This window comes from Nocardiopsis sp. L17-MgMaSL7, assembly GCF_003182025.1.
In the GTDB taxonomy this organism is placed as follows: Bacteria; Actinomycetota; Actinomycetes; order Streptosporangiales; family Streptosporangiaceae; genus Nocardiopsis; species Nocardiopsis prasina.
The window spans coordinates 62,351-84,080 of record NZ_QGTF01000015.1 but is presented as its reverse complement, the minus strand read 5'-3'; the positions used below and the strand labels follow the sequence as shown (position 1 = coordinate 84,080).

Sequence of the window (21,730 nt, the reverse complement as noted above, 5' to 3'; positions counted from 1 at the left end):
AGACCACGATGAGCAACCCACGCACCGTCCGCGCGGCCCGAGGCCTCACCCTGTCGGCCAAGGGCTGGCAGCAGGAGGCGGCCCTGCGCATGTTCCACAACAACCTCGACCCCGAGGTGGCCGAGCACCCCGAGGACCTCGTGGTCTACGGCGGCACCGGAAAGGCCGCCCGGGACTGGCGCAGCTTCGACCGCATCACCGCGTCCCTGCGCGACCTGGAGGACGACGAGACGCTGCTCGTGCAGTCCGGCCGCCCCGTGGGGATCATGCGCACCCACGAGTGGGCGCCGCGCGTGCTGCTGGCCAACAGCAACCTGGTGGGGGACTGGGCGAACTGGCCCGAGTTCCGCCGACTGGAGGCCGAGGGCCTCACCATGTACGGGCAGATGACCGCCGGTTCGTGGATCTACATCGGCACGCAGGGCATCCTCCAGGGCACCTACGAGACCTTCGCCGCCGTGGCCGCGAAGTTGGGTTCGAGGGGGCACAGCGGCGGCACCCTCGCCGGGACCATCACCCTGACCGCCGGACTCGGCGGCATGGGCGGCGCCCAGCCCCTGGCCGTCACCATGAACGACGGCGTGGCGATCGTGGTCGAGTGCGACGGCAGCCGGATCGACCGGCGTATCGAGCACCGCTACCTGGACGTGCGCGCGCAGAGCCTGGACGAGGCCCTGGACCTGGCCGTACGCGCCCGCGACGAGCGCCGGCCGCTGTCCATCGGCGTCCTCGGCAACGCGGCGGAGGTCTTCCCCGAACTCCTCTCCCGTGGTGCTCCGATCGACATCGTCACCGACCAGACCTCGGCCCACGACCCGCTGGCCTACCTGCCGCTGGGCGTGTCCTTCGAGGACTGGAAGGCCCTGGCGGCGGCCAAGCCCGAGGAGTTCACCGTCCGGGCCCGCGAGTCCATGGCCGCGCACGTGGAGGCCATGGTCGGCTTCCTCGACGCGGGAGCGGAGGTCTTCGACTACGGCAACTCCATCCGCGACGAGGCCCGCGAGGGCGGGTTCACCCGCGCCTTCGACTTCCCGGGGTTCGTGCCCGCCTACATCCGGCCCCTGTTCTGCGAGGGCAAGGGGCCGTTCCGGTGGGCCGCGCTGTCCGGCGACCCCGCCGACATCGCCCGCACCGACGACGCCATCCTCGACCTGTTCCCCGACAACGAGCACCTGGCCCGGTGGATCCGCATGGCCAGGGAGCGGGTCGCGTTCCAGGGCCTGCCGGCCCGCATCTGCTGGCTGGGCCAGGGCGAGCGGGCCGCCGCCGGTCAGCGTTTCAACGAGCTGGTGGCCTCCGGAGAGATCACCGCTCCGCTGGCGATCGGCCGCGACCACCTGGACACCGGTTCGGTGGCCTCGCCCTACCGCGAGACCGAGGCCATGAAGGACGGCTCGGACGCCATTGCGGACTGGCCGCTGCTCAACGCCCTGGTCAACACCTCCTCCGGCGCCTCCTGGGTGTCCATCCACCACGGTGGCGGGGTCGGCATGGGCCGCTCCATCCACGCCGGTCAGGTGAGCGTGGCGGACGGCACCGAGCTGGCCGCGGCCAAGCTCCAGCGGGTGCTCACCAACGACCCCGCCATGGGCGTCATCCGCCACGTGGACGCCGGATACGAGGAGGCCGAGCGGGTCGCCGAGGCACACGGCATCCGCGTGCCCATGAAGGAGGGCGAGTGAGCTTCGACCGGCTCTGGGCCGACCTCGACCCCGTCGGGCGCTCGGCCGACAGCGGTGGCTACCACCGTCACTCCTGGGCGGGCGCCGACACCGACGCCCGCGCCTGGTTCACCGAGGCGGCCGCCGCCCGGGGCCTGGACGTGCGCACCGATCGCAACGGCAACCTGTGGGCCTGGTGGGGCACGCCCGGCCCGGGAGCCGTGGCCACCGGCTCCCACCTGGACTCGGTGCCCGACGGCGGGGCCTTCGACGGCCCCCTCGGAGTGGCCAGCGCCCTGGCGGCCGTGGACGAGCTGCGAGCCCGGGGGTTCACCCCCGCGCGACCCCTGGTCCTGGGGGTGTTCGTCGAGGAGGAGGGCGGCCGGTTCGGTGTGCCCTGCCTGGGCAGCCGCCTGAGCACCGGGGAGATCGACCCCGACCGCGCCCGGTCCCTCACCGACGCCTCCGGCGTCACCTGGGAGCGGGCCATGGAGGGGGTGGGACTGGACCCCGAGGCGATCGGACCCGACCCCGAACTCCTCTCCTGGCTGGACGTGTTCGTCGAGCTGCACGTGGAGCAGGGACGGGTACTGGAGGACACCCACCACGCCGTGGGCGTGGCCAGCGCGATCTGGCCGCACGGCCGGTGGCGGATGGACTTCCGGGGCCGGGCCGACCACGCGGGCACCACCCGCATGGAGGACCGGGCGGACCCCATGCTCCCGTTCGCCCACACGATCCTGGCCGCGCGCTCGCTGGCCGAGCGGCACGACGCCCGCGCCACGGTCGCCAAGGGCCTGATCACCCCCAACGGCACCAACGCGATCCCCTCGCTGGTCAGCGCCTGGCTGGATGCCCGGGCCGCCGACCAGGACACCCTGGCCTCAGTGGTCGGGGGTGTGCGTGAGGCCGCCGAACGGGCGGCCCGCGACCACGGGGTCGCCCTCGCGGTGTCGGCCGAGTCCACCACGCCGCTGGTGGAGTTCTCCCACGACCTCCGGGACCGGCTCGCCGGGATCGTGGGGACCCGCGCCGCCGAGTCCGCCGGTCCGGTCCCCGTCCTGCCCACCGGGGCCGGGCACGACGCCGGGGTGCTCTCCGCGCATGTGCCCACGGCGATGCTGTACGTGCGCAACCCGACCGGGATCTCCCACTCACCGCAGGAGTGGGCCCGTCCCGAGGACTGCCATGCCGGGGTCGTCGCCCTGGCCGACGTCCTGGCCGACCTGCTCGCGGTCCCCGGGGGGACACCGTGACGGGGGAGGGCCGGTACTGGTGCGAGTGGGCGTGGCTCGGCGGCGCGGCCCCCGAACCCGGAGTGCTCCTGACCGTCGACGCGGCCGGACGCCTGGCCTCGGTGGTCTCGGGCTCCGCCCCGGACGGCGCCGAGCGTCTGCCCGGACTCACCCTGCCCGGCCTGGCCAACGCGCACTCGCACGCCTTCCACCGGGCGCTGCGCGGCCGCACCCACGCCGGGGGCGGGTCCTTCTGGACCTGGCGCGAGGTGATGTACCGGGCGGCCGATCGCCTCGACCCGGACTCCTACCACCGCCTGGCCCGGGCCGCCTACGCCGAGATGGCTCTGGCCGGAGTGACGTGTGTGGGAGAGTTCCACTACCTGCACCACGGCCCGGAGGGCCAGCGCTACGCCGACCCCAACGCCATGGGTCAGGCCCTGGTCGCGGCCGCCGCCGACGCCGGGGTACGGATCACCCTGCTGGACGTGTGCTACCTCTCCGGCGGTCTCGGCGAGGACGGGTCCCAGCTGCCCCTGACCGGACCGCAGCTGCGCTTCGGCGACGGCACGGCCGACGCCTGGGCCGCCAGGGTGAGTGAGTTCGCCCCCCGGGGGAGGCACGCCCGGGTGGGCGCCGCCGCGCACTCGGTGCGCGCGGTACCCGTCGGGGACCTGCCCTCCGTCGCCCGGTTCGCGGACGCGGGCGAGCTGCCGCTGCACGTCCACGTCTCCGAGCAGCCCGCAGAGAACGCCGCCTGCCTGGCCGCGCACGGGACCACCCCCGTGCGCGTGCTGGCCGAGGCGGGGGCGCTCACCGAACGCACCACCCTGGTGCACGCCACCCACCTCACCGACGCCGACGTGGACACGGTCCGAGCCCACGGGTCCGCCGTGTGCCTGTGCCCGACCACCGAGCGCGACCTCGCGGACGGCCTCCCACGCACCGGCGACCTCGTGGCCGCCCCGCGTCGGGTCCCGATCAGCCTGGGAACCGACCAGCACGCCCAGCTGGACCTGTTCGAGGAGGCCCGCGCCGTGGAGCTGCACGAACGTCTGCGCACCCACCGCCGGGGCACCCTGGGAAGCGGGGAACTGCTGCGCGCCGCCACCGCGGACGGTCACGCCGGACTCGGCTGGCACGACGCAGGGACCCTCACACCCGGAGCCCGCGCCGACCTGGTCAACGTGTCCCTGGACGGTGTGCGCCTGGCCGGGGCCGATCCCGCGCGGGCCACCGACGCCGTGGTCTTCGCCGCCACCGCCGCCGACGTGCGGCACGTGATGGTGGACGGGCGCTGGACCGTCCGCGAGGGTGTGCACGTCCGCCTGCCCAACATCGCCCGAGAACTCGACGCCGCCATCAAGGAGCTGCTGTGACCCCGACCGGCCCCGGAACCGAGACCGAGAACGGGCCCGCGACGCCCGGCACGATCCTCGTCGACGCCATCGGCACCCTGGTCACCAACGACCCCGAACTGGGGGAGGGGCGGCTGGGTGAGATCAGTGACGCCGCCCTGGTGATCGAGGACGGACGCGTGGCCTGGGCGGGGCCGCGCGCGCAGGCGCCCGCCGCCGACGCCCGGGTGGACGCGGCCGGACGCTGCGTGATCCCCGGGTTCGTGGACAGCCACTCCCACATCGTCTTCGCCGGTGACCGCAGCCGCGAGTTCGCCGCCCGGATGAGCGGCACGCCGTACTCGGCGGGCGGCATCCGCACCACGGTGGCGGCCACCCGTGCCGCCAGCGACGCCGAACTCCTGGCGGGCGCGCGGCGGTTCGTCCGTGAGGCGCACGCGCAGGGCACCACCACCCTGGAGGTCAAATCCGGGTACGGGCTCACCGTCGAGGACGAGCTCCGTTCCCTGGAGGTCGCCGGTCGGGTCACCGACGAGGTCACCTTCCTCGGCGCCCACGTGGTGGCCCCCGAGTACGCCGACGACCCGGCCGCCTACGTGGACCTGGTCACCGGGCCGATGCTGGACGCCTGCGCCCCGCACGCCCGCTGGGTGGACGTCTTCTGTGAGCGCGGGGCCTTCGACGAGGAGGCCTCCCGCCGGGTGCTCACCGCCGGGATGGAGCGGGGGCTGCTGCCCCGTGTGCACGGGAACCAGCTGGGCGAGGGGCCCGGGGTCCGGTTGGCCGTGGAGCTGGGAGCCGCTTCGGTCGACCACTGCACGTATCTGTCCGGCGAGGACGTGGACGCCCTCGCCCAGGCCGCGAAGCGCCCCGAACCCACGGTGGCCACGCTGCTGCCCGGTGTGGACTTCTCCACCCGCCAGCCGTACCCGAACGCCCGTTCCCTCATCGACGCGGGCGCGGTCGTGGCCCTGGCCAGCGACTGCAACCCGGGTTCGTGCTTCACGTCCAGCCTGGCCTTCTGCATCGCCGTGGGTGTGCGGGACATGGGGATGACCCCGGACGAAGCGGTGTGGGCGGCGACCAGGGGCGGCGCTCTGGCGCTGCGCCGTGACGACGTGGGCCGTCTCTCCCCGGGAGCCCGTGCCGACCTGACCCTGCTCGACGCCCCGAACCACCTCTACCTGGCCTACCGACCCGGTGTTCCCCAGGTGGCGGCGGTGTGGAAGGACGGCGCCCTGGTCTCCGGCCGTACCTGATCCCCCGAGCGCCGACGCGGGTGGCGCCACTCCGGCGTCTCCCGCGTCGCCGGGGCCCTGGGAAACGAAACGAACCCGGAACTCAACGGGGACCTCACCTCGGTGAAACCCGCGGCCCCCACAGTGGAGGTGTGTCGGTGCGCGTCCCTCCGTCGCGGCCCAGCGTCGTGACGCGGCGGAGGGTGCACCCCCTCCCGGAGGGTACGAACGCGCTTTCACGGGCCCACCTCACGTCAGGGCCCGTCGACACCGTCGGGGTCGGAGAACAGGACCAGGGCCAGCGCGCCCTCACGGCGAACGGCCAGGTCCAGCCCGGTCGCCTCACGGAAGGCCTGTAGGCGGTTGACCACCGTGTTCCGGTGGCAGTAGAGCGACGCCGCCCTCTCCTTGACCGACATCGCGGCCGCCCGGCCGCCATCCGGGGCGGGCGGTGGCCCGGATGGCGCACGCGAACGGGGGCCGGCGGGCACCGTGGTGCCCACCGACCCCCGTTTCGCGGTTGACGCGATGAGGTCGATCCGGGCGTTCCCGTGGGACCGCCCGGGTGAACCTAGGGAGTGGTCCGGGGGGTGGCCCCCCGGCGCGCTCGCACGACCTAGTTGTCGTCGTCGCTGTCCGCGTCGCTGTCGGAGCCCTCGGGCTTCTCGGTGGTGGAGGAAGCGGCCTTCTTGGTGACGCGGCGCTTCTTCACCGAACGCGAGTAGTCGACGAGGGGCTCGTAGCGGGTCTCGTGCTCCTTGAAGCACTCGTCGCAGGCGTCGACCTCACGGACGGCGCCCTCCCAGGCGAACTGGATGACCTCAGTCGCCTCGACCTTCTCCTCGCGGACGGCGTGGGGATCGCAGTACTTGCGCGTGAAGACCTCGGTGACCACGGCGGGGATTTCCCTTCGGTATCGCGTGAACTGTGCGGACCCCTGTAATCATACACGTGTACGAACGCGGAAACGGGTGATGAGACCGGTTTCCGTGATGGGTCGGGGTCGCCCCGAAGCCTAGCGAAGTCGGAGGGGTCATCGCGCCGTCCGGCGGTGCGTGTGGCCCGGATGACCAGGCGGTCCATTCGGGGTGACGGTTCGTGATCCCGGTCTCCGTCACGGAGTGTCGCGTCCTTCCGCGCTGTTCCACAATGCTCCTCCCCCTTTCCCGTTCCGGTCGTCGGCATATGTTCCAGCCGATTTGTGTATTTGGTGAACACGGCGCGCGGGCCCTGGTTAGTGTGAGTTCCCAACGGGGGAGAGGGGCCGTTCCAGGAAGAGGACGGATCACCCCGGGAAACGGCCGACGCGCCCGAGGCGGCGCGCGCCGAGGGAAAGGCCGAGCCCGTGGGGGAGCGGATTCGGCGCCACACACAAGGGCCCCGCGTGCGCGGGGAGGGATTTTCCGTGTTCGGGGGGATGGCCGTGGTCGAGTACATGGAAGGCACGTCAAGAAGGCGTGGCGGCGGCTCGGGGGAGCCGTACCGCGCCAGCGGGACCGGATCGGCGCACGGCCGGACCGAGGCGGATATGGCGCACGCCTGTGAACGCATGTCCGTCGATCCTCGATTCGTGAAACTCCGAAGGAGATTCGCACTTCAGGCCGGGTTCCTGGTCGGCACCTTCCTGCTGGGTTACCTTTCCTATCTTCTCCTTTCCGCCTTCGCGCGCGATTTCATGAGTGTGCGGATCATCGGTCCCGTCAACGTCGCTCTGGCGATGGGGATCGGCCAGTTCCTGCTCACCTTCGTGCTCGCCTGGGCCTTCGGCCGTCTCTCCGCCCGCTCCATCGACCCCCTCGCCGAGGAGATCCGCGAGCGGGCGCGGGCCGAGGACGCCCTCGACGGACGGGTGGTCGGTTGATGGACGCCACGGCCCCGCCCCCGTTCACCAGCGCCCTCGTCCCCGACGGTCCGATCGAGGCCGCGCACGCCTGGACCATCGGCCTGTGCGCCGTGTTCGTCCTGGTCACCCTGGCCATCACCGTCCGAGCCCGGCGTGCCACCAAGGGCACCGTCGACTTCTACGCCGGTGGGCGCGGCTTCTCCGGAACTCAGAACGGCCTCGCGCTGACCGGCGACTACCTGTCCGCCGCCTCCTTCCTCGGCATCGCCGGGATGATCGCCCTCCAGGGCTACGACGGCTTCCTGTACTCCATCGGCTTCCTGGTGGCCTGGCTGCTGGTGCTGCCCATGGCCCAGCTCACACGCAACACCGGCCGCTTCACCATGGCCGACCTGCCAGCCTTCCGCATGCGTCGGATGCGGGTGCGCCTGGCCTGCACGGTGTCCACGGTCACCGTGTGCCTCTTCTACCTGGTGGCCCAGATGGTGGGGGCGGGCGCCCTCGTCTCGGTCCTGTTCGGCCTGCACGACGGCGGTACCCTCCTCGGGTTGGACGCCGCCCAGGCCCGCACCGGCGCCATCGTGCTCGTGGGCGTGCTGATGATCGTCTACGTCATGTTCGGCGGGATGAAGGCGGCCACCTGGCTCCAGATCATCAAGACCGTGGTGTTGCTCACCGCCACCGGCGTGCTCACCGTCCTGGTGCTGGCCCTGTTCTCCTTCGACCCGCGCGCCCTGCTCAGCGGCGCGGCCGAGGCCAGCGGCCACGGACAGGCCTTCCTCGAGCCCGGTCTGCGTTTCGGCGCCGAGGTCCCCGGAGACCCGGTACGGACCCTCTTCAACAAGATGGACCTGGTCAGCCTGGGACTGGCGCTGGTCCTGGGCACCGTCGCCCTGCCGCACATCCTGATCCGCTTCTACACGGTGACCGACGGCCGGGCCGCCCGCTCCTCGGTCAACCACACCATCGCCATGGTGGGCGCCTTCTACCTGATGACCCTCGCTCTGGGGTTCGGCGCCGCCGCCCTGGTGGGGTCCGAGCGCATCCTGGCCCTGGACCCCTCGGGCAACTCCGCGGTCCCACTGCTCGCCGAGGAGGTGGGCCGTCAGACCGCCGGGCCGGTGGGCGCCGCCGTGCTGCTCGCCCTGATCTCGGCGGTGGCGCTGGCCACCATCCTCGCGGTGATCGCCAGTCTCACCCTGGCCTCGTCCTCCTCGATCGCACACGACCTGTTCGGCCACATCCTCATGTGGGGGCGCCCGCGCGAGTCCCAGGAGGTGGGGGTGGCCCGTTTGTCCGCGTGCGTGATCGGCGCGGTCTCCATCGCACTGGCGGTGCAGGCGCAGGCCCAGAACGTGGCGTTCCTGGTCGGGCTGGCCTTCGCCATCGCGGCCGCCGCCAACCTGCCCGTCATCGTCCTGACCATGTTCTGGCGCCGCTTCAACACCCGGGGTGTGGAGTGGGGGATCTACGGCGGGCTGTCCGCGACCCTGCTGCTGATGCTGTTCTCACCGGTGATGTCCGGCAAGACCGACCCCGTCACCGGTCAGAACCTGTCCGTGCTGCCCGCGTGGATCGACATCCAGGTCTTTCCCATGGAGAACCCGGCGCTGGTCGCCGTACCGATCGGCTTCGCCTGCGCGATCGTGGGCAGTCTGCTCTCGCGGGAGCGCAACAGCGCGCGCTTCACGGAGCTGCGAGTCCGGTCGCTCACGGGTTGGGGCGCCGAACGCGACTGACCCGTCAGGGAGCCGGGACACCCGGCCCGCGGGGTTCGGGACGGCTGGGTTTTGGGACGGCTGGGATCAGAGGTCCGGGGTACGGGGGCGGTCGTCCGGACGGGCGCTGGCGCAGGTCCGGGCCACGTCGTCGAGAAACCCCGGCACCGAGGGGAGCGCGCGGGCGACGTCGTCCCAGCCCTCCTGGAACCGTGCGGTGCCCGACTCCACGGACCACTGCTCGGAGCGGCGCAGGGAACGGCCCATCGCCCACGCCGCCACCGCCACGATCGGGCGCGACAACCCGACACCGCGCACGTCCAGCTGGCCCGAGACCGACCACGTTCCGTCCGGCCCCGGGGCGGGGACGGCCTGCCCGCGCGCCCGGACCAGCCGGTGGTCCACCTCCAGGGTCACCGGGGGAGCGGTCGCGGTGCCGTCAGCCGCCGCGAACCAGCCCGGCAGGTCCACACGGACGCGCACGCGGGCGCGCAACAGGCGCGAACCCCAGCGCGCCATGGCGCTCTCCACGGGGAAGCGCAGGTCCGCCTCGAGGGTCAGCGTCTCCTCCGCGTGGTCGTGGACCACCGTGCCGGTGGTGGACGGGGCTCCCTCCCCGCCTTCCGCGCCGTTCTCCGTGGCGCCGCCGGTCCCGGCGTCCTCCCGCATGGCGAAGTCGACCGAGCACACCCCGGACTCGTCCCAGGAGGCCACGGTCAGGTCGGTGCCCACCCAGCCCTCACCGTCCGGCGCGAAGACCGGCCGCCCCTGAGGGTCGACCTCGGTGGCCAGGTAGGTGCTGCCCGGGGCCAGGTGTTCGCCGGACAGCAGGCGCAGGGAGAGCTCGGCCTCGCTCACGACGACCTCGTCCGCGAGGTCCTGGGCGGTCACCTCCCGCTCGGTGGAGCCCGCCGGGTCCCCGGTGACCTTCGCCCCGTCCAACGGGTCCCCCACCCGACGACCGTACGCGGCCCTCTCCTCCTCCGTGAGCAAGAGGCCCAGCTCCCGAGCCCTGTGCTCAAGGCGCCGCGACTCCTCCTCGGAGGGCAGGAGCAGCAGGCCGTCCTCGCCGAAGCGCGCCCCGTGCAGGACCCCGTACGCCGAGGACACCGTCCGTGCGAGGTCCTCCCGGCCCAGGGCCGTGAGGGCGAGGGTGTGGCTCAGAAGGGGCATGGGCCCTCCGCTTCGACGTGGGTCAACACTGGCCAGGCCATTGTGGTCCCCACGCGCCGGACGGACAACCGGCGAACCGTCGTCGGCCTGGGGCACCATGGCCGGTATGACCAGACACATCGTGCTGCTGCGCGGCATCAACGTCGGCGGACACCGCAAGGTGGCCATGGCCGACCTGCGCGCGCTGCTCACCGGCCTCGGGTACACGGACGTGTCCACCTACATCCAGAGCGGCAACGCGGTCCTGACCTCGGCGGAACCCGACCCCGGGGTGGTGGGCGCCGCCGTGCGCGCCGCGTTGCTCGAGCGGTTCGGTCTCGACGTCGCGGTGGTGACGCGCACGCTGGATCAGCTCCGCGCGGCGGTGGCCGCCAACCCCCTGGCAGTGGAGAACCCCTCCGCGTTCATGGTGCTGTTCTGCTCGGAACCGGTGGACACCGCAGCGCTCACCGCGATCGATCCCGCCACCCACCCGCGCGAGCGCATCGCCGTCACCCCCACCGAGGTCTTCACCCACCACGAACTCGGCGTGCGCGCGGCGCGCCTGCCCGCGGTGGTCGCCCGGAACTGTCCGGGGGAGGTCACCGCCCGCAACTGGCGCACCGTGCTGCGCCTCGTGGAGATGGCGGAGGGCGGCTGAGACCCCCGGAGACCGGGGTTCGGGGGACTGTCCGAGAGTAGTCGTGGGAGGAACGAGGACGGCGAGGAGTACGCCGTCCCGACCAGGGGAGGGGTGGTGTGCGGTGCCCAGACGGTGGACCGTGATCCTGAGGGAGCGGGCCGACGCCGCGCGGCCGATCCGGCCCGAGGACTGCCACGGACTGCTCAACCGTTGGTGGCCGCAGTCGGAGTCCGAGCACACGGCGCCCAAGCGCTGGGCGATGAACGGGTGGCCGACCCCCCTGGGCGATCGGCTGCACCACTGGACGCTCACCTGGCTGGACGACGAGTCGCCGCCGCCCGTGGACCCGGGGGAGTTGCTCGGCCGGGTCCAGAGAGTGGGCGACCACCTGCTCGAACCCCTCTCCGTCACACGCACCTTCGACACCCCCTACTCCGAGATGCTCACCGGGTCGCACCGGCCCGCCGCCGTGCGCGCGGCCGAGGTACGCACCCGAACCCCGGTGGTGACCACCACGCGTGACTCCACCGGCGAACGCGTTCCGCACGTGTGGCCCAACCCCCGGCGGCTCTTCGGCGCCGTGCACCGCTCCGGTGGGGGGATCGTCGGCGGAAGCGGAGCCGTGGGAGCCGTGGCCCGATTCGCGCCTGCCGAACTCGCCGCACCCTGGCTGGAGGAGGCCCTGGCCGGTCTGGCCCGGGTCCGGCGCTCGAACCTGCCCGGCGAGGAGGTGGGGTTGTCCGAGCACCAGCACGCGGAGAAGCGCTCCGTGCTGGGCTGGCAGGGCGGCCTGCGCCTGGAGGTGGTCGACGGAGACCCCCGGGACGTCGCGACCTTCGCGGTCCTGCTGGAGCTCCTGGAACTGGTCGGGATCGGCAAGTACACCGCGCAGGGCTTCGGTTCGGTGCGAGTGGACACGGTCACCCGGAACGTGCTCGCGTCGCGGGTCCCCGCCCCGCGTTCGGGCCGCCGGGTCGCCCACCGCATCCGGCACAGCCGCCCCCGGCCGATCGACACGCGTGCGCGCGCGGTGGCCGAGGCGGAGGAGTTCGGGGGCACGCTGTTCGACTGACCCACAGACCGCCGGTTCCCGCCCGAGGACGGCGGGCGGGGACCGGTGCCCCACCCCGGCGGCCGCCACGGCCGCCCTTCGCGGCTCCCACCCGGTGGACGGGGTGGGAGCCCCTTCTCGTCCCCGCCCGCGCCCTGACCCGGATGGTCACCCGGGTCGGGGCGTCAGGCCGTCCGTTGGTGGGGTATCGGCTCCGGTGGGGTTCGCCCGTCGCCCTCCCGCAGTGTCCGGGCCAGCCCGAGCAGGTGCGGCACGAGGTCCTCCGGGGTCAGCGCGGGGCCGGTCCGCTTGCCTCCTGAGGGGCGGTCGCGTTCGGATCGGGAGAGCCTGTCGTGTCTGCTGGGCGTCGCCATGGAAGGGCCTTTCTGCTGTCGGGCGGGGGACGGTCCATGCACTGTGCTCTCTCGGACAGGGCGCGGGGCCCTCCGGGCACGGGGTGCGTGCGGGGGAAGGAGTGACCGGATGGGGCCAAGGGGGTGACGCGGGGTGGCGGCTCCTGGTATCGGTGGTGATGACGGCGTCACCGTCCGAGAGATGTCTGAAGGACACCCGTTCCCGTGCGGCGCGTCGCGCCGTTCCCGCCGTCCCCCGGCCACGAGGAGTCCGTCGCGGTGACCCAGGCCTCCGAGCACCGACCGACCGAGCCCCACCCGCCCAGTCACGACCCGCGCACCCCGGCCACCGGGGTGCTGGTCGGCGTCGACCTGCGTGGAATCCAGGCCTTCGTCTACAGCGGCAGACGGATCCTGGACGCTGTGGGTCGCGCGGCACTGGTCGCCGAACTCACCGACACCTCCGACCCCGTCCACGGGGTGGCCGACCTCGTCCCCGAGGACTGCCTCGTCCTGCGGGACGCGGGCGGAGCCCTGACCCTGGTCCTGGCCGACCTCGCGGCGGCCCGGCTGTTCACCGGGCGGTACACGCGCAGGCTGCGGGACCGGGCCGGGGGACTGACACCGGTGGTCGCGTTCGTCCCCTACGGGCCCGGGGCCGTCCCCGTTCCCGGAGAACCGGTCGCGCCTGGTCTGGACGCGGCGTTGGCCGAGCTGCCCGTCCGGCTGCGCCGTGCCCGTCGCCACATGTCCGCGCTGCACACCCCCGCTCCGGGATACGGGATCACGGCCGTGTGCTCGGTCAGCGGGGCCCCGGCCGAGTCCGTGGACGGGAGCAGGCCCCTGGAGGACCCCACCGGGACTGGTCGACGCGTGCACGAACGGGTGGCGGCCGACGTCGCCCGGGCACGGGGGATCGGCCGGCGCTGGCACCGCGCCCACAGCGACTCCTGGCTCTCGGGCCCGGAGGCGGGCCTGGCCCTGCCCATGGAGGTGGACCGGCTCGGTCGCGACCACGGGGACGTGAGCAGGGTCGCGGTGGTGCACGTCGACGTCAACGGTCTGGGGGAGCTGCTCGGGGAGTACCGCGAGCGGGCCGGGGCCCCCGGTGTGCCCGGTTCCGGGGCGCTGGCCCAACGGGAGCTGTCCACCCACATCGCCGGGCTCACCGAGGGGCTGGCCCGCGCCCTGGTGCACGCGGTGGCCGCCCGGGTCCGAACCGAACCGGGGCGGCCCCCCTTCGTTCCGGCCGCCGGCGCGGGCGGGGAACTCACCCTGGACCACGAACCGCCCGGCCCGATCCGGCTGCCGCTGCGGCCGATCGTGGTCGCCGGGGACGACCTCACGGTGCTCTGCGACGCCCGGCTGGCGCTGAGCCTGGTGCGGTTCGCCCTGGAGTGGCTGGACGCCGACCCGGCGCGGATCAGCGACCCCGCCGACCCCAGGGTGGCCCTGCACCGTGCGCTGACCCGGGTCCGCCTCCCGGGCCGTACCGTGACCCCTGCCGACGCCCGTGCGCACGTCACCCGCGTGCCCACGGTGGGGGCGGGGATCGCGGTGCAGCCGGTGGGCGCCCCGCTCGCGCTCGGCTACGACCTCTGCGAGGCCATGTGCGGACTGGCCAAGGCACGGCGGCGCTCGGCTGTGGCCACCGACCCCACCGCCGCAGAGGAGCACGCCGTGGCCTGGACCACCCGATTCGACGGGGTCGACCGTGTCCTGAGCCGCATGGAGTCCGCTCGAACGGCCGTGCCCCCGCGCACGGCGCTGCCGATGACCGGTACGAACTTCACCCGGTTCCTGGACCGCTACCTGTCCGCGGACGGCGGCCTGTTCTCGGACGGGGACGCCCGCCACCGGGGGTGGCTCGTCTCGGCGCTGGTCCCCCTGCTGGAGTCCGGAGCCGACCCCGGACCCGAACTGGACCGCCGTGCCCGCGCGACCGGGCACCCGGTGACCCTGCCCGAGCGATGGACCCACGGGGAACTGTTGGACGCGGTCGACGTGCGTGACCTGTACCTGGATCCCGGACTGGCGGAGGGCGGAGTCCGATGAGCGAGCCCGACCGAATCGTGGTGCGCCTGGCCTCCCCGGCGCTGTTCGTGGGCGCCAGCGCGGACGGCACCGGCGCCGACACCGATGTGGTCACCGACGCGCACGGGCTGCCCCACCTGCCCCGGCACCGGCTCGCCGCCCGGTTGCGCGCGGCGGCGGTCGGCGCGGCGACGGTCGCACCGGACCTGGCCGAGGCGGTGCGGTGGGTGTTCGGCCGGGAGCGCTCGCACGACGCCGACCGCGCGCTGAGGGTGGGGCACGCCCGCCCCGCGGACACGGTGCGCGCCGCCGTCGCCCACGCCCTCGCGGGCCGGGGCGAACCCGCGCGCGCCACGCTGCGCCGCGCGGTCACCGACGCGCACACCACACTGGAGTCGGGAGTGGAGATCGGCCCCGACGGCGCACCCGAACCCGGACGTCTGCGCACCCACCGGGCGCTCCTGCCCGGTCTGGTGCTCATCGCGCCGTTGACCTGGTCGGTTCCCCCAAGGGCTGTGGACTGGCGCTGCCTGGCCCGCGCCTGCCTGGCCACGGACCAGATCGGCCTGCGCTCCACCCGTGGTCGGGGACGGGTGGACGTGTACCTGGCCCTCCCCGACGACCCCGACCCCCGGGCCACCACACTGGCCCTGGCGCGGCCACCCGGACGACGCCCCCACCAGGAACCCCCGGAACGCGCGACGACCAACGGGCGGGAACCGGGGCCCTCCGCGCCCGGGCAGGAGGACACCCGGACATGAACCCCGCGCCGAGCCCGCCCTCCGAGCCCGTCAGCGCCTACCTGCCACTGCGGTACGTGCTCACCGACTCCCTCGCCGTGCGCACCGCCTTCGACCCCCTGCACGTCGACACGGAGACCACCGTCAGCGGCCGAGCCCAGCGCGGCATGCTCGCCGCCGTCCTCCAGCGCGCGGGCCTGCGGGACGAACTGCACGCCTGGGTCGCGCGCGGTGACCGGGTCCGCTTCGCCGCCGCCCATCCCCGGTTGGAGCAGCACGCGCGCCCCGGCGTCCCCGTGGTCGCCCATCCGCCGCCCGCGTACCTGTACTCACCGGGCAAGGACGGCGACACGCTCGTGGACCTGTTCGCCGAGGGGGTCGATCGGCCCGGGACGCCTCACCGCGCCGTGCGGGACCCGCTCACCCCCGACCGTTCCCTGCGCGCCGCGGTGCGCACCACCTCCGAGCGCTACCTGGGTCGGGGTGCCCCCTTCTTCACCACCAGCATGGACCCGGGCCAGGTCTTCGAGGCCCGCTGGCAACTGCGCGGCCCCGACCACGCCTTCCTGCGCGGGCTCGCGGAACGGATCGTCGAGGTCCTCTCCGACGCCGAGGGCACGCTCACTCTCGGCTCCGGTGGCACCCGCGCCCACGGCGGGGTCACGGTGGAACCGGTGCGCCCGGACCGTCTGCTGTCCCCGGACCGGGTGGAGCGGCCGGGCCCGGACCGGTCCCGACGCGCGGGCCAGGAGATGGACCTGGTCCTGCTCTCCCCGGCGCTCCTGACGGGCGAACAGGGGCAGGACCGCCCGCACGCCCTGGTCCCGGCGGTACGCGAACTCCTCGCCCGGCGCCTGCCGAACACACCGTTCTCAGTGGTCGCGGCGCACGTCGAACCCGTCCTGGTCGGTGCCTACCACCGTGCCTACCGGGGACCGATGGCCCAGCGGTGGGCCGCGGCCCCGGGGTCGGTGGTGCGGCTGTGCCTCGGAGGGGGGATCACGACCGCCCACGTCCGCGACCTGGAGGCCCACCCCCTGGGCGAACGCCTTGTGGACGGCCACGGCCAGTTCGTCCTGGTCGACCCGCCACCGCGCGTCCCCGTCCCGCTGGTGCCGCCGTCCGCCCCGCTCCCCGCCCGCGCGGCGGGCACCGTGACCCTGTCCGACGGCCGGGTCCTGCCCGACCCCACACCGCTCGACCCCGGACGGGACGCGGAGCTGGACACCCTCTACGACGAACTCCTGTGGAACGCGGCCGCGCCCTCCGTTCGCGACCACGCGCGCGGCCTCGCCTCGACGGGCAGGCTCGCCCCGCTCACCCCCAGCCTGCTCGGGAGGCTCCGCGAGGTGGTCACCCACCCCCACGACACCCCCGACGCGGCCCTGGACGCGCTCGGCCACACGCTCGACGGGCCGGACCAGGAGGGCGATCCGGTCCACAAGGTGCTGCGGGAGAGGGCCGTGCGCGCCCTGCGACGCGCCCGGCTGGTCCGTCCGGGGCAGGGCCGCCCGCTCACCGTCCACGCGTGGTTGAGCGGGCTCTCCGCCGGGCCCGCCGTCTGGTGGCAGGAGAACCGGCCCCGGTTCGCCCACGACCCCGCCTACGCCCGGGCCCTGGCGGCCGTGGACCTGACCGCCCCGGACGGGCTGCCGCCCAGCAACCGCGCGAGCGGGCTCTCCGCCCGAGCCGAACACTGGGAGCTCCGCGCTTCGGCACGGTTGTCCCTCCTGCTGGTCTCGTCCTGGTTGGCCGAGGCGGCCCGCACACTGCGCGCCGAACAGGACCAGACTTGACCGCCGATTCCGCGTCCGACGACGACGCCGACCCGCACGGGCCCGGCCCCACCGGTCTGGTCTGGGAGTTCGCGGTCCGACTCCGCCTTCTCACCGACGCTCACGTGGGGGCGGCCCGGGCCACCCCCAGGCACGTCGCGGAGAGCGACGTGGACCTGCGCCTGGACCGGGACCCGCTCGGTGGGGCGCCCCGGCTGCGGGCCACCACCCTCGCCGGGCTGCTCCGCCACGAACTCCTCGCCCGCACCGCGGACCCGGAGAGCGCCGCAGCGCTGTTGGGGTCGGCGGACACACCGGGGGCGGGGGCGCGCTCCAGCGCCCTGGACCTGGACGACGCGCACGCTGTACTCCCCGGGAGGGGAGCGGTACCGGTCCGGGTGGGGACCCGCGTGGATCCCGCCACCGGCAGCGTGCGCCCCGGCCGCATGTGGCAGTGGGAGGTGCTGCCCGCGGGCACCGTGTTCACCGCGCACCTGAGGTTGAGGGCCGCTGACCCCGTCGAGGAGGCCCGCCTGCTCGCCCTGGTGGCCCTGGCCGCCCGTGGGCTGGCGGACGAGGGGCCGGGCATCCGGATCGGCGGGCGTACGGGCCGTGGCCACGGAGCGGTCCGGGCCACCCGCTGGTCCGCCCGCCGGCACGACCTCACCGACGAGGAGGGATGGTTCGCCTACCACGCGCGTGACTGGCCGACCCGCTGGCGGGAGGCCGAACAGGCCCTGTCCGCCGCCGAGACCGGACCCGCGGGTCCATCCTGCGCGGAGTCGGCTGAGCCCGCCGAGGTCGCCGCGCCCGCGGATGTCGCGGCGCCCGCCGAGGTCGCCGCGCCCCCTGAGCCCGTCGCGCCCGCCAAGGTCGCCGCGCCCCCTGAGCCCGTCGCGCCCGCTGATGTCGCGGCACCCGCCAAGCCCGTCGCGCCCGCCAAGGTCGCCGCGCCCCCTGAGCCCGCCGTGCCCGCTAAGGCCGCCGCGCCCACAACTCCCGCTTGGGTCGGCCCGCCCCGCGCCGACGAGTGGACCGCCGTGGCCCCAGGCGCCGAACGGCACCCCTCCGCGACCCGCACCGGGACGGACCTGGTCGAGGTCATGCGCTCCGTCCTCGAAGAACACGGCGGTGCCGCGACCCTCGCGCTTCCGTCAGACGGGGCCGGGGTCGTGGACCGGCGGCGCCGGGCCGAGCTGCGCATGGAGCTGCACGTGGCCGAGCGCACGGACTCGGACCCCGCGTCCTCGAAGCGGGAACCGCGCCCCGCCACCCTGCTGATCGGCGACGCCCCGGTGGACGACCGATCGGGCACGGCCGACCGCGCCCACCGGAGAAGCCCCGCGGGCATCGGATCCGCGGACGGCGAGGTGGAGCTGCGCCCGGTCCTCGGTGACACCGCCCTGTTCGCCCTGTTCAAGCGGATCGGTCGACGCCTCGTCCGGGACGCGGCCGAACACCTGGCGGGGGAGGGGACCCGCTGGCGGGAGTGGCACGGCCACTGGTGGGGCGACGACACCGGCCGGTGGCCCGACGCCCGGTCCGCCGCCTCCCGGGTCCGCCTGCGCGCCACCCCGACCCTGACCGGCGGCGCCCCGGTGACCACCACGCGTCTGACCGTCGACGCCCTGTTCGGCGACGAGGTGGACGGTCACCTGTTCACCACCGAACTCCACTGCGGCGGTTCGGCCACGGTCGTCCTCGACGTCTCCGAGCCCGACGACGCCGTGCGGGGGCTGCTCGCGTTGGTCGTACGCGAACTGGCCACGGTCCCCCTGGACACCCTCGGGGCCGGGGCGGGCACCGGCAGCGGTCGACTGCTGGCCACCCGGGCCGTCCTGACCAGCCACGAGGGGGACGGGTCCGCGCCCCGCGAGGTCGACCTGCTCCGCGCCCTCACGGAGCCGGACGGCCCGGACGCCGCCACCGCCCGCGAGTGGCTTCCCGAACTGCACCGACAGATCACCCCGGCCCCGGAACCCGGGCAGACTGACGAGGGGGACCTCCCATGAACCCGCATCCCCACGAACCCCCCGACCCGGTCGGCGTCGACGTGCGGCGGCTCTCCGAGCGGACCATCGACGAGGTCCTCGACGACGTCTTCGTCAGGGGACGGCGCTGCCGCGCCCTCGACGCGGCGGGCCCGCCCGGAGGCCCCCAGTGGCTGTTGGCCGAACTCGGCGACGGGCGAATCACCGGTTCGTGCCCCCACGCGCGGTGGCGGAGGTCGGACGAACCGCCGACCGGACACCTGTCGGCGGCGCCGGTGGACCCCGACACCGACCGGTGGCGCATCCTGGAGGTGCTCGTGTTCGGCCCGCACGCGCAGATTCGTCTGGGCGAGGGCACGGAGGCGGGCTGGATCAGCACCGACGCCCCCGGCCGCCCGCCGGACTGGATGCGCCCCCGCGACCGCTCCCTCCTGCTCCAGGGATGGAGCGGACCCCAAGCCAGCCGCACCCTGAAGGGGCCGGTCGCCTTCTCCGTCACTCGGGAGCCCTCCGGCTCCGAGGCGGTGCTCCCGGTGGCCTGGACCGACTTCTCCGGCCGGGTGCGCCCCCTGCCGGAGCCGGGGCGGGGCGCGCTGGAGAGCACCGGGACCTGGCTGACGGTGCGGGAGTACTGGGCCGCCGACCCCGTGACCGGCGCCGTGGGCGTGGCCTTCCACCGGCTGACCGGGCTTGCGTCCGGACGCAAGCCGACCGGACCCGAGTTCGAGGTCGGCACCGGGGCCTTGGTCGAACCCCGGGGCCGCGACCGGGACGGGGCGCTCTGATGTCGGATCCGCACCGCGCCACGGCCCCCTACGGCCTGGTCCGGTTGGCCGAGGCTCCCGTCCCCGCCACCGCCCTGCACCCCGACCACGACACCGCGTCCCTGCTCCGCTCGCACGACCGCACCGTGGAGGGCACCCACTCGGGCTGGATCGACCTCGCCCTCACCACGCTCACCCCCACGTTCGTCGGCCAGACACCGGGACGGGGCCGCACGCGCTCCTCCGCCCGACTCCCGCACGGTGACCGCTCCCTCCCACTGGTCCCGGGCTCCACCCTGCGCGGCCTGGTCCGCAACACGCTGCGCATGCTCACCAGCGGTGAGAGCGGCCCGGTCAACACGCCCATGCTGTTCTTCCGCGCACCCGTGCGCGTGGACGCCGGGGCCGCCGACGGTTCCCCCTCGGCCCGCGCCCGACGGGTCATGGCCAGGCGACACGACCACTACCGCAGACGCCGCGCGGGCCACCGCACCCGACAGGGCTTCCTCTACCGCGACTCCGGGGACGGGGGCTGGTACGCCGTGGAGGTCCCCGCCACCATCCTGGAACCCGAACCCGGACGGGCCCTCAAGGTGACCTTCGACGTGCTCCGCAAGAGCCTGCGCACCTGGGACTTCGGGGTGTCCGACTTCCCGGACCCGCCCCGGGACGGCACCTACGTGCCCACCGTCCACGAACAGCACGGCCACCTCCAGCACCGCTGGGTGTACGCGGTACACCTGAGGGGACGGCGCGGCATCGCGGCCGTGGCCCCCGACGAACCCGAGGCGCGCTCCTACCTCGCCGCCCACGACGGTTCCGGCGGCGTGATCCCGGCCCTGCTGGTGCTCACCGGGAGCGCCGCGCAGGAGCGGCGCAACGCCTACCTGTTCCCCCGGCCCCCGGACCCGCGCACCGGTCGCCTCCCGGTACCGGAGTCGCTGGTGGAACTGTTCGAGTCGGCGGCGCAGATCACCGGATACCAGCGGGCCGCCTTCCCCGACACCCTGGGCACCGGGGACGACCGGCCCGCCCGCCCGCCGGTGGCCGGAGCCGGTGGCGGGGGGCTGCCCCGCCGGGGACTGGAGCCCGTCTGGTTCGACCTCGACCCCTCGGGCCGGGTGGTGTCCTTCGGCCGCTCCGGCGGCTACCGGGTCGCGGTCAGCGACGACGATCCGATCCGCCGGGCCGTCCCCGCCGACGTGCTCGGCCCGCAGCACGGCGACCCCGACCGCACGGAGCGGGCCGGCCGCACCGTGGACGTGTGCCGCGCGCTGTTCGGCGACACCGACGTGTTCGCGGGGGAGGCCGGCGCGCTCAAGGGCCGGGTGTCCTTCGGCGACGCCGTGGGCGGGGACGGCGATTTCGACTACCCGGACGGCGCCGCCCTGCGCGTACGGCTCCTGTCCCCGCAGCGCGGCTGCTTCGCCAACTACCTGGTCCAGGGCTCCGAGGTGTCGGGGGAGCGCTCCGACGTCGTCACGTGGTCCCACGAGGGTCGAATCCGCCTGGGCGGCTACAAGACCTACCTGCACCGGCACGACTCCCGGCTGGGCTCACCTGTGCGCTACGACGAACGCGCCCAGGCCGACCTCGGGATCACCGTGCTGCCCCGGGGCGCCCGCGTCCCGCCACCCGAGGACACCCAGCGCGACATCGTGCCCCTGCGCGACGGCCTCGTCCTGCGCTCACGCGTCACCTTCACCAACCTGACCGACGCCGAACTCGGCGCCCTCCTGCGCGCCCTGCTCCTGGACAACCCCGTGGAGGGCGGCGATCCCCACGATCCCGAGCACGCGCACAAGGTCGGCATGGGCAAGTCCCTCGGGATGGGCAGCGTGCACCTGCGCCCCGAACTCCACCTGGTGGACCGCCGGGCCCGCGCCGCTGACCTGTCCCTGGACCCGGCCTCCGGGGTGACCCGCGCCACTCCGGGCCTGGTCAGCGACTTCCTGGACGCCTTCTCCGCCGCCATCGCGCGCGACCGCTCCGCCGACGACTGGCGCGGGGTGGACCAGGTGGTGGACGTGCTCCTGGCCAGCCGTTGGCGGGGGCGCCTGCCGTGGGAGGAGACGGCGGTGATGTCCCTGCGCCAGTTCGCCGAGTATCCGGTGCTGCCTCCGCTCACCGAGCGCTTCGCGGCGGCGGGCGCGGGCTGATCGGGCCGACGGGCC

18 protein-coding genes are annotated in these 21,730 nt (G+C 74.3%); 14 read left to right on the top strand and 4 right to left on the bottom strand.

Annotated features, from left to right (window positions below):
* The first annotated feature begins 8 nt into the window (after positions 1-8).
* Genes hutU through hutI form a run of 4 tightly spaced genes read left to right on the top strand, consistent with a single transcriptional unit; the run spans position 9 to position 5,513 of the window.
* On the top strand, positions 9-1,682 hold the full coding sequence (hutU, locus tag BDW27_RS22910; RefSeq protein WP_110051634.1) for a urocanate hydratase: 1,674 nt from the start codon (positions 9-11) through the stop codon (positions 1,680-1,682).
* Positions 1,679-2,917, top strand: a complete 1,239-nt coding sequence (locus BDW27_RS22905; RefSeq protein WP_110051632.1) for an allantoate amidohydrolase — start codon at positions 1,679-1,681, stop codon at positions 2,915-2,917. Before hutU ends, BDW27_RS22905 begins: the two co-directional genes overlap by 4 nt.
* Complete coding sequence (locus BDW27_RS22900) at positions 2,914-4,275, top strand: formimidoylglutamate deiminase (protein WP_110051631.1); 1,362 nt, start codon at positions 2,914-2,916, stop codon at positions 4,273-4,275. The genes BDW27_RS22905 and BDW27_RS22900 overlap by 4 nt, the downstream gene beginning before the upstream one ends.
* Positions 4,276-4,328: 53 nt before the next feature.
* Positions 4,329-5,513: an imidazolonepropionase gene (hutI, locus tag BDW27_RS22895; protein WP_370446544.1), complete on the top strand. Its 1,185-nt coding sequence runs from the start codon at positions 4,329-4,331 to the stop codon at positions 5,511-5,513.
* Positions 5,514-5,746: 233 nt separating this feature from the next.
* On the opposite strand, the gene BDW27_RS22890 is transcribed toward hutI, so the two are convergent.
* Both BDW27_RS22890 and BDW27_RS22885 read right to left on the bottom strand, forming a co-directional pair.
* Complete coding sequence (locus BDW27_RS22890; RefSeq protein WP_370446542.1) at positions 5,747-5,911, bottom strand: helix-turn-helix domain-containing protein; 165 nt, start codon at positions 5,909-5,911, stop codon at positions 5,747-5,749.
* A gap of 197 nt (positions 5,912-6,108) precedes the next feature.
* Positions 6,109-6,387: a hypothetical protein gene (locus BDW27_RS22885; protein WP_110051627.1), complete on the bottom strand. Its 279-nt coding sequence runs from the start codon at positions 6,385-6,387 to the stop codon at positions 6,109-6,111.
* Positions 6,388-6,915: 528 nt separating this feature from the next.
* Here BDW27_RS22885 and BDW27_RS22880 point away from each other — a divergent pair.
* Both BDW27_RS22880 and BDW27_RS22875 read left to right on the top strand, forming a co-directional pair.
* Positions 6,916-7,353, top strand: coding sequence for a DUF485 domain-containing protein (locus BDW27_RS22880; RefSeq protein ID WP_110051677.1), 438 nt, complete (start codon positions 6,916-6,918; stop codon positions 7,351-7,353).
* Entirely contained in the window at positions 7,353-9,074 is a 1,722-nt protein-coding gene (locus tag BDW27_RS22875) for a cation acetate symporter (protein WP_110051625.1), read from the top strand. Before BDW27_RS22880 ends, BDW27_RS22875 begins: the two co-directional genes overlap by 1 nt.
* 66 nt (positions 9,075-9,140) lie before the next feature.
* Here the strand turns inward: BDW27_RS22875 and BDW27_RS22870 are convergent, their stop codons facing one another.
* On the bottom strand, positions 9,141-10,226 hold the full coding sequence (locus tag BDW27_RS22870; protein ID WP_110051623.1) for a hypothetical protein: 1,086 nt from the start codon (positions 10,224-10,226) through the stop codon (positions 9,141-9,143).
* A gap of 97 nt (positions 10,227-10,323) precedes the next feature.
* On the opposite strand from BDW27_RS22870, the gene BDW27_RS22865 reads away from it, so the two are divergent.
* Together BDW27_RS22865 and cas6 are read left to right on the top strand one after the other, a co-directional pair.
* Positions 10,324-10,866, top strand: a complete 543-nt coding sequence (locus BDW27_RS22865) for a DUF1697 domain-containing protein (protein ID WP_017545141.1) — start codon at positions 10,324-10,326, stop codon at positions 10,864-10,866.
* Positions 10,867-10,969: 103 nt separating this feature from the next.
* A complete protein-coding gene (gene cas6 / locus BDW27_RS22860) occupies positions 10,970-11,920 on the top strand; it encodes a CRISPR system precrRNA processing endoribonuclease RAMP protein Cas6 (RefSeq protein WP_110051622.1) in 951 nt (316 codons plus the stop codon).
* Between the two features lie 164 nt (positions 11,921-12,084).
* Here cas6 and BDW27_RS22855 read toward each other — a convergent pair whose 3' ends face one another.
* Positions 12,085-12,273, bottom strand: coding sequence for a hypothetical protein (locus tag BDW27_RS22855; RefSeq protein ID WP_083927536.1), 189 nt, complete (start codon positions 12,271-12,273; stop codon positions 12,085-12,087).
* A 204-nt stretch (positions 12,274-12,477) separates the two neighbouring features.
* Between BDW27_RS22855 and BDW27_RS22850 the strand changes: the two genes are divergently transcribed.
* From BDW27_RS22850 to BDW27_RS22825, 6 genes are read left to right on the top strand one after another with little or no spacing between them, the layout of a single operon-like run.
* A complete protein-coding gene (locus BDW27_RS22850) occupies positions 12,478-14,307 on the top strand; it encodes a hypothetical protein (RefSeq protein ID WP_110051620.1) in 1,830 nt (609 codons plus the stop codon).
* A complete protein-coding gene (locus BDW27_RS22845; RefSeq protein ID WP_110051618.1) occupies positions 14,304-15,047 on the top strand; it encodes a hypothetical protein in 744 nt (247 codons plus the stop codon). The genes BDW27_RS22850 and BDW27_RS22845 overlap by 4 nt, the downstream gene beginning before the upstream one ends.
* On the top strand, positions 15,044-16,822 hold the full coding sequence (locus tag BDW27_RS22840) for a hypothetical protein (RefSeq protein ID WP_110051616.1): 1,779 nt from the start codon (positions 15,044-15,046) through the stop codon (positions 16,820-16,822). The genes BDW27_RS22845 and BDW27_RS22840 overlap by 4 nt, the downstream gene beginning before the upstream one ends.
* Positions 16,819-18,813, top strand: a complete 1,995-nt coding sequence (locus tag BDW27_RS22835) for an RAMP superfamily CRISPR-associated protein (RefSeq protein WP_110051614.1) — start codon at positions 16,819-16,821, stop codon at positions 18,811-18,813. Before BDW27_RS22840 ends, BDW27_RS22835 begins: the two co-directional genes overlap by 4 nt.
* On the top strand, positions 18,810-19,577 hold the full coding sequence (locus BDW27_RS22830) for a hypothetical protein (protein ID WP_110051612.1): 768 nt from the start codon (positions 18,810-18,812) through the stop codon (positions 19,575-19,577). Before BDW27_RS22835 ends, BDW27_RS22830 begins: the two co-directional genes overlap by 4 nt.
* Positions 19,577-21,715, top strand: coding sequence for a TIGR03986 family CRISPR-associated RAMP protein (locus BDW27_RS22825; RefSeq protein ID WP_110051610.1), 2,139 nt, complete (start codon positions 19,577-19,579; stop codon positions 21,713-21,715). Before BDW27_RS22830 ends, BDW27_RS22825 begins: the two co-directional genes overlap by 1 nt.
* Positions 21,716-21,730: the final 15 nt, after the last annotated feature.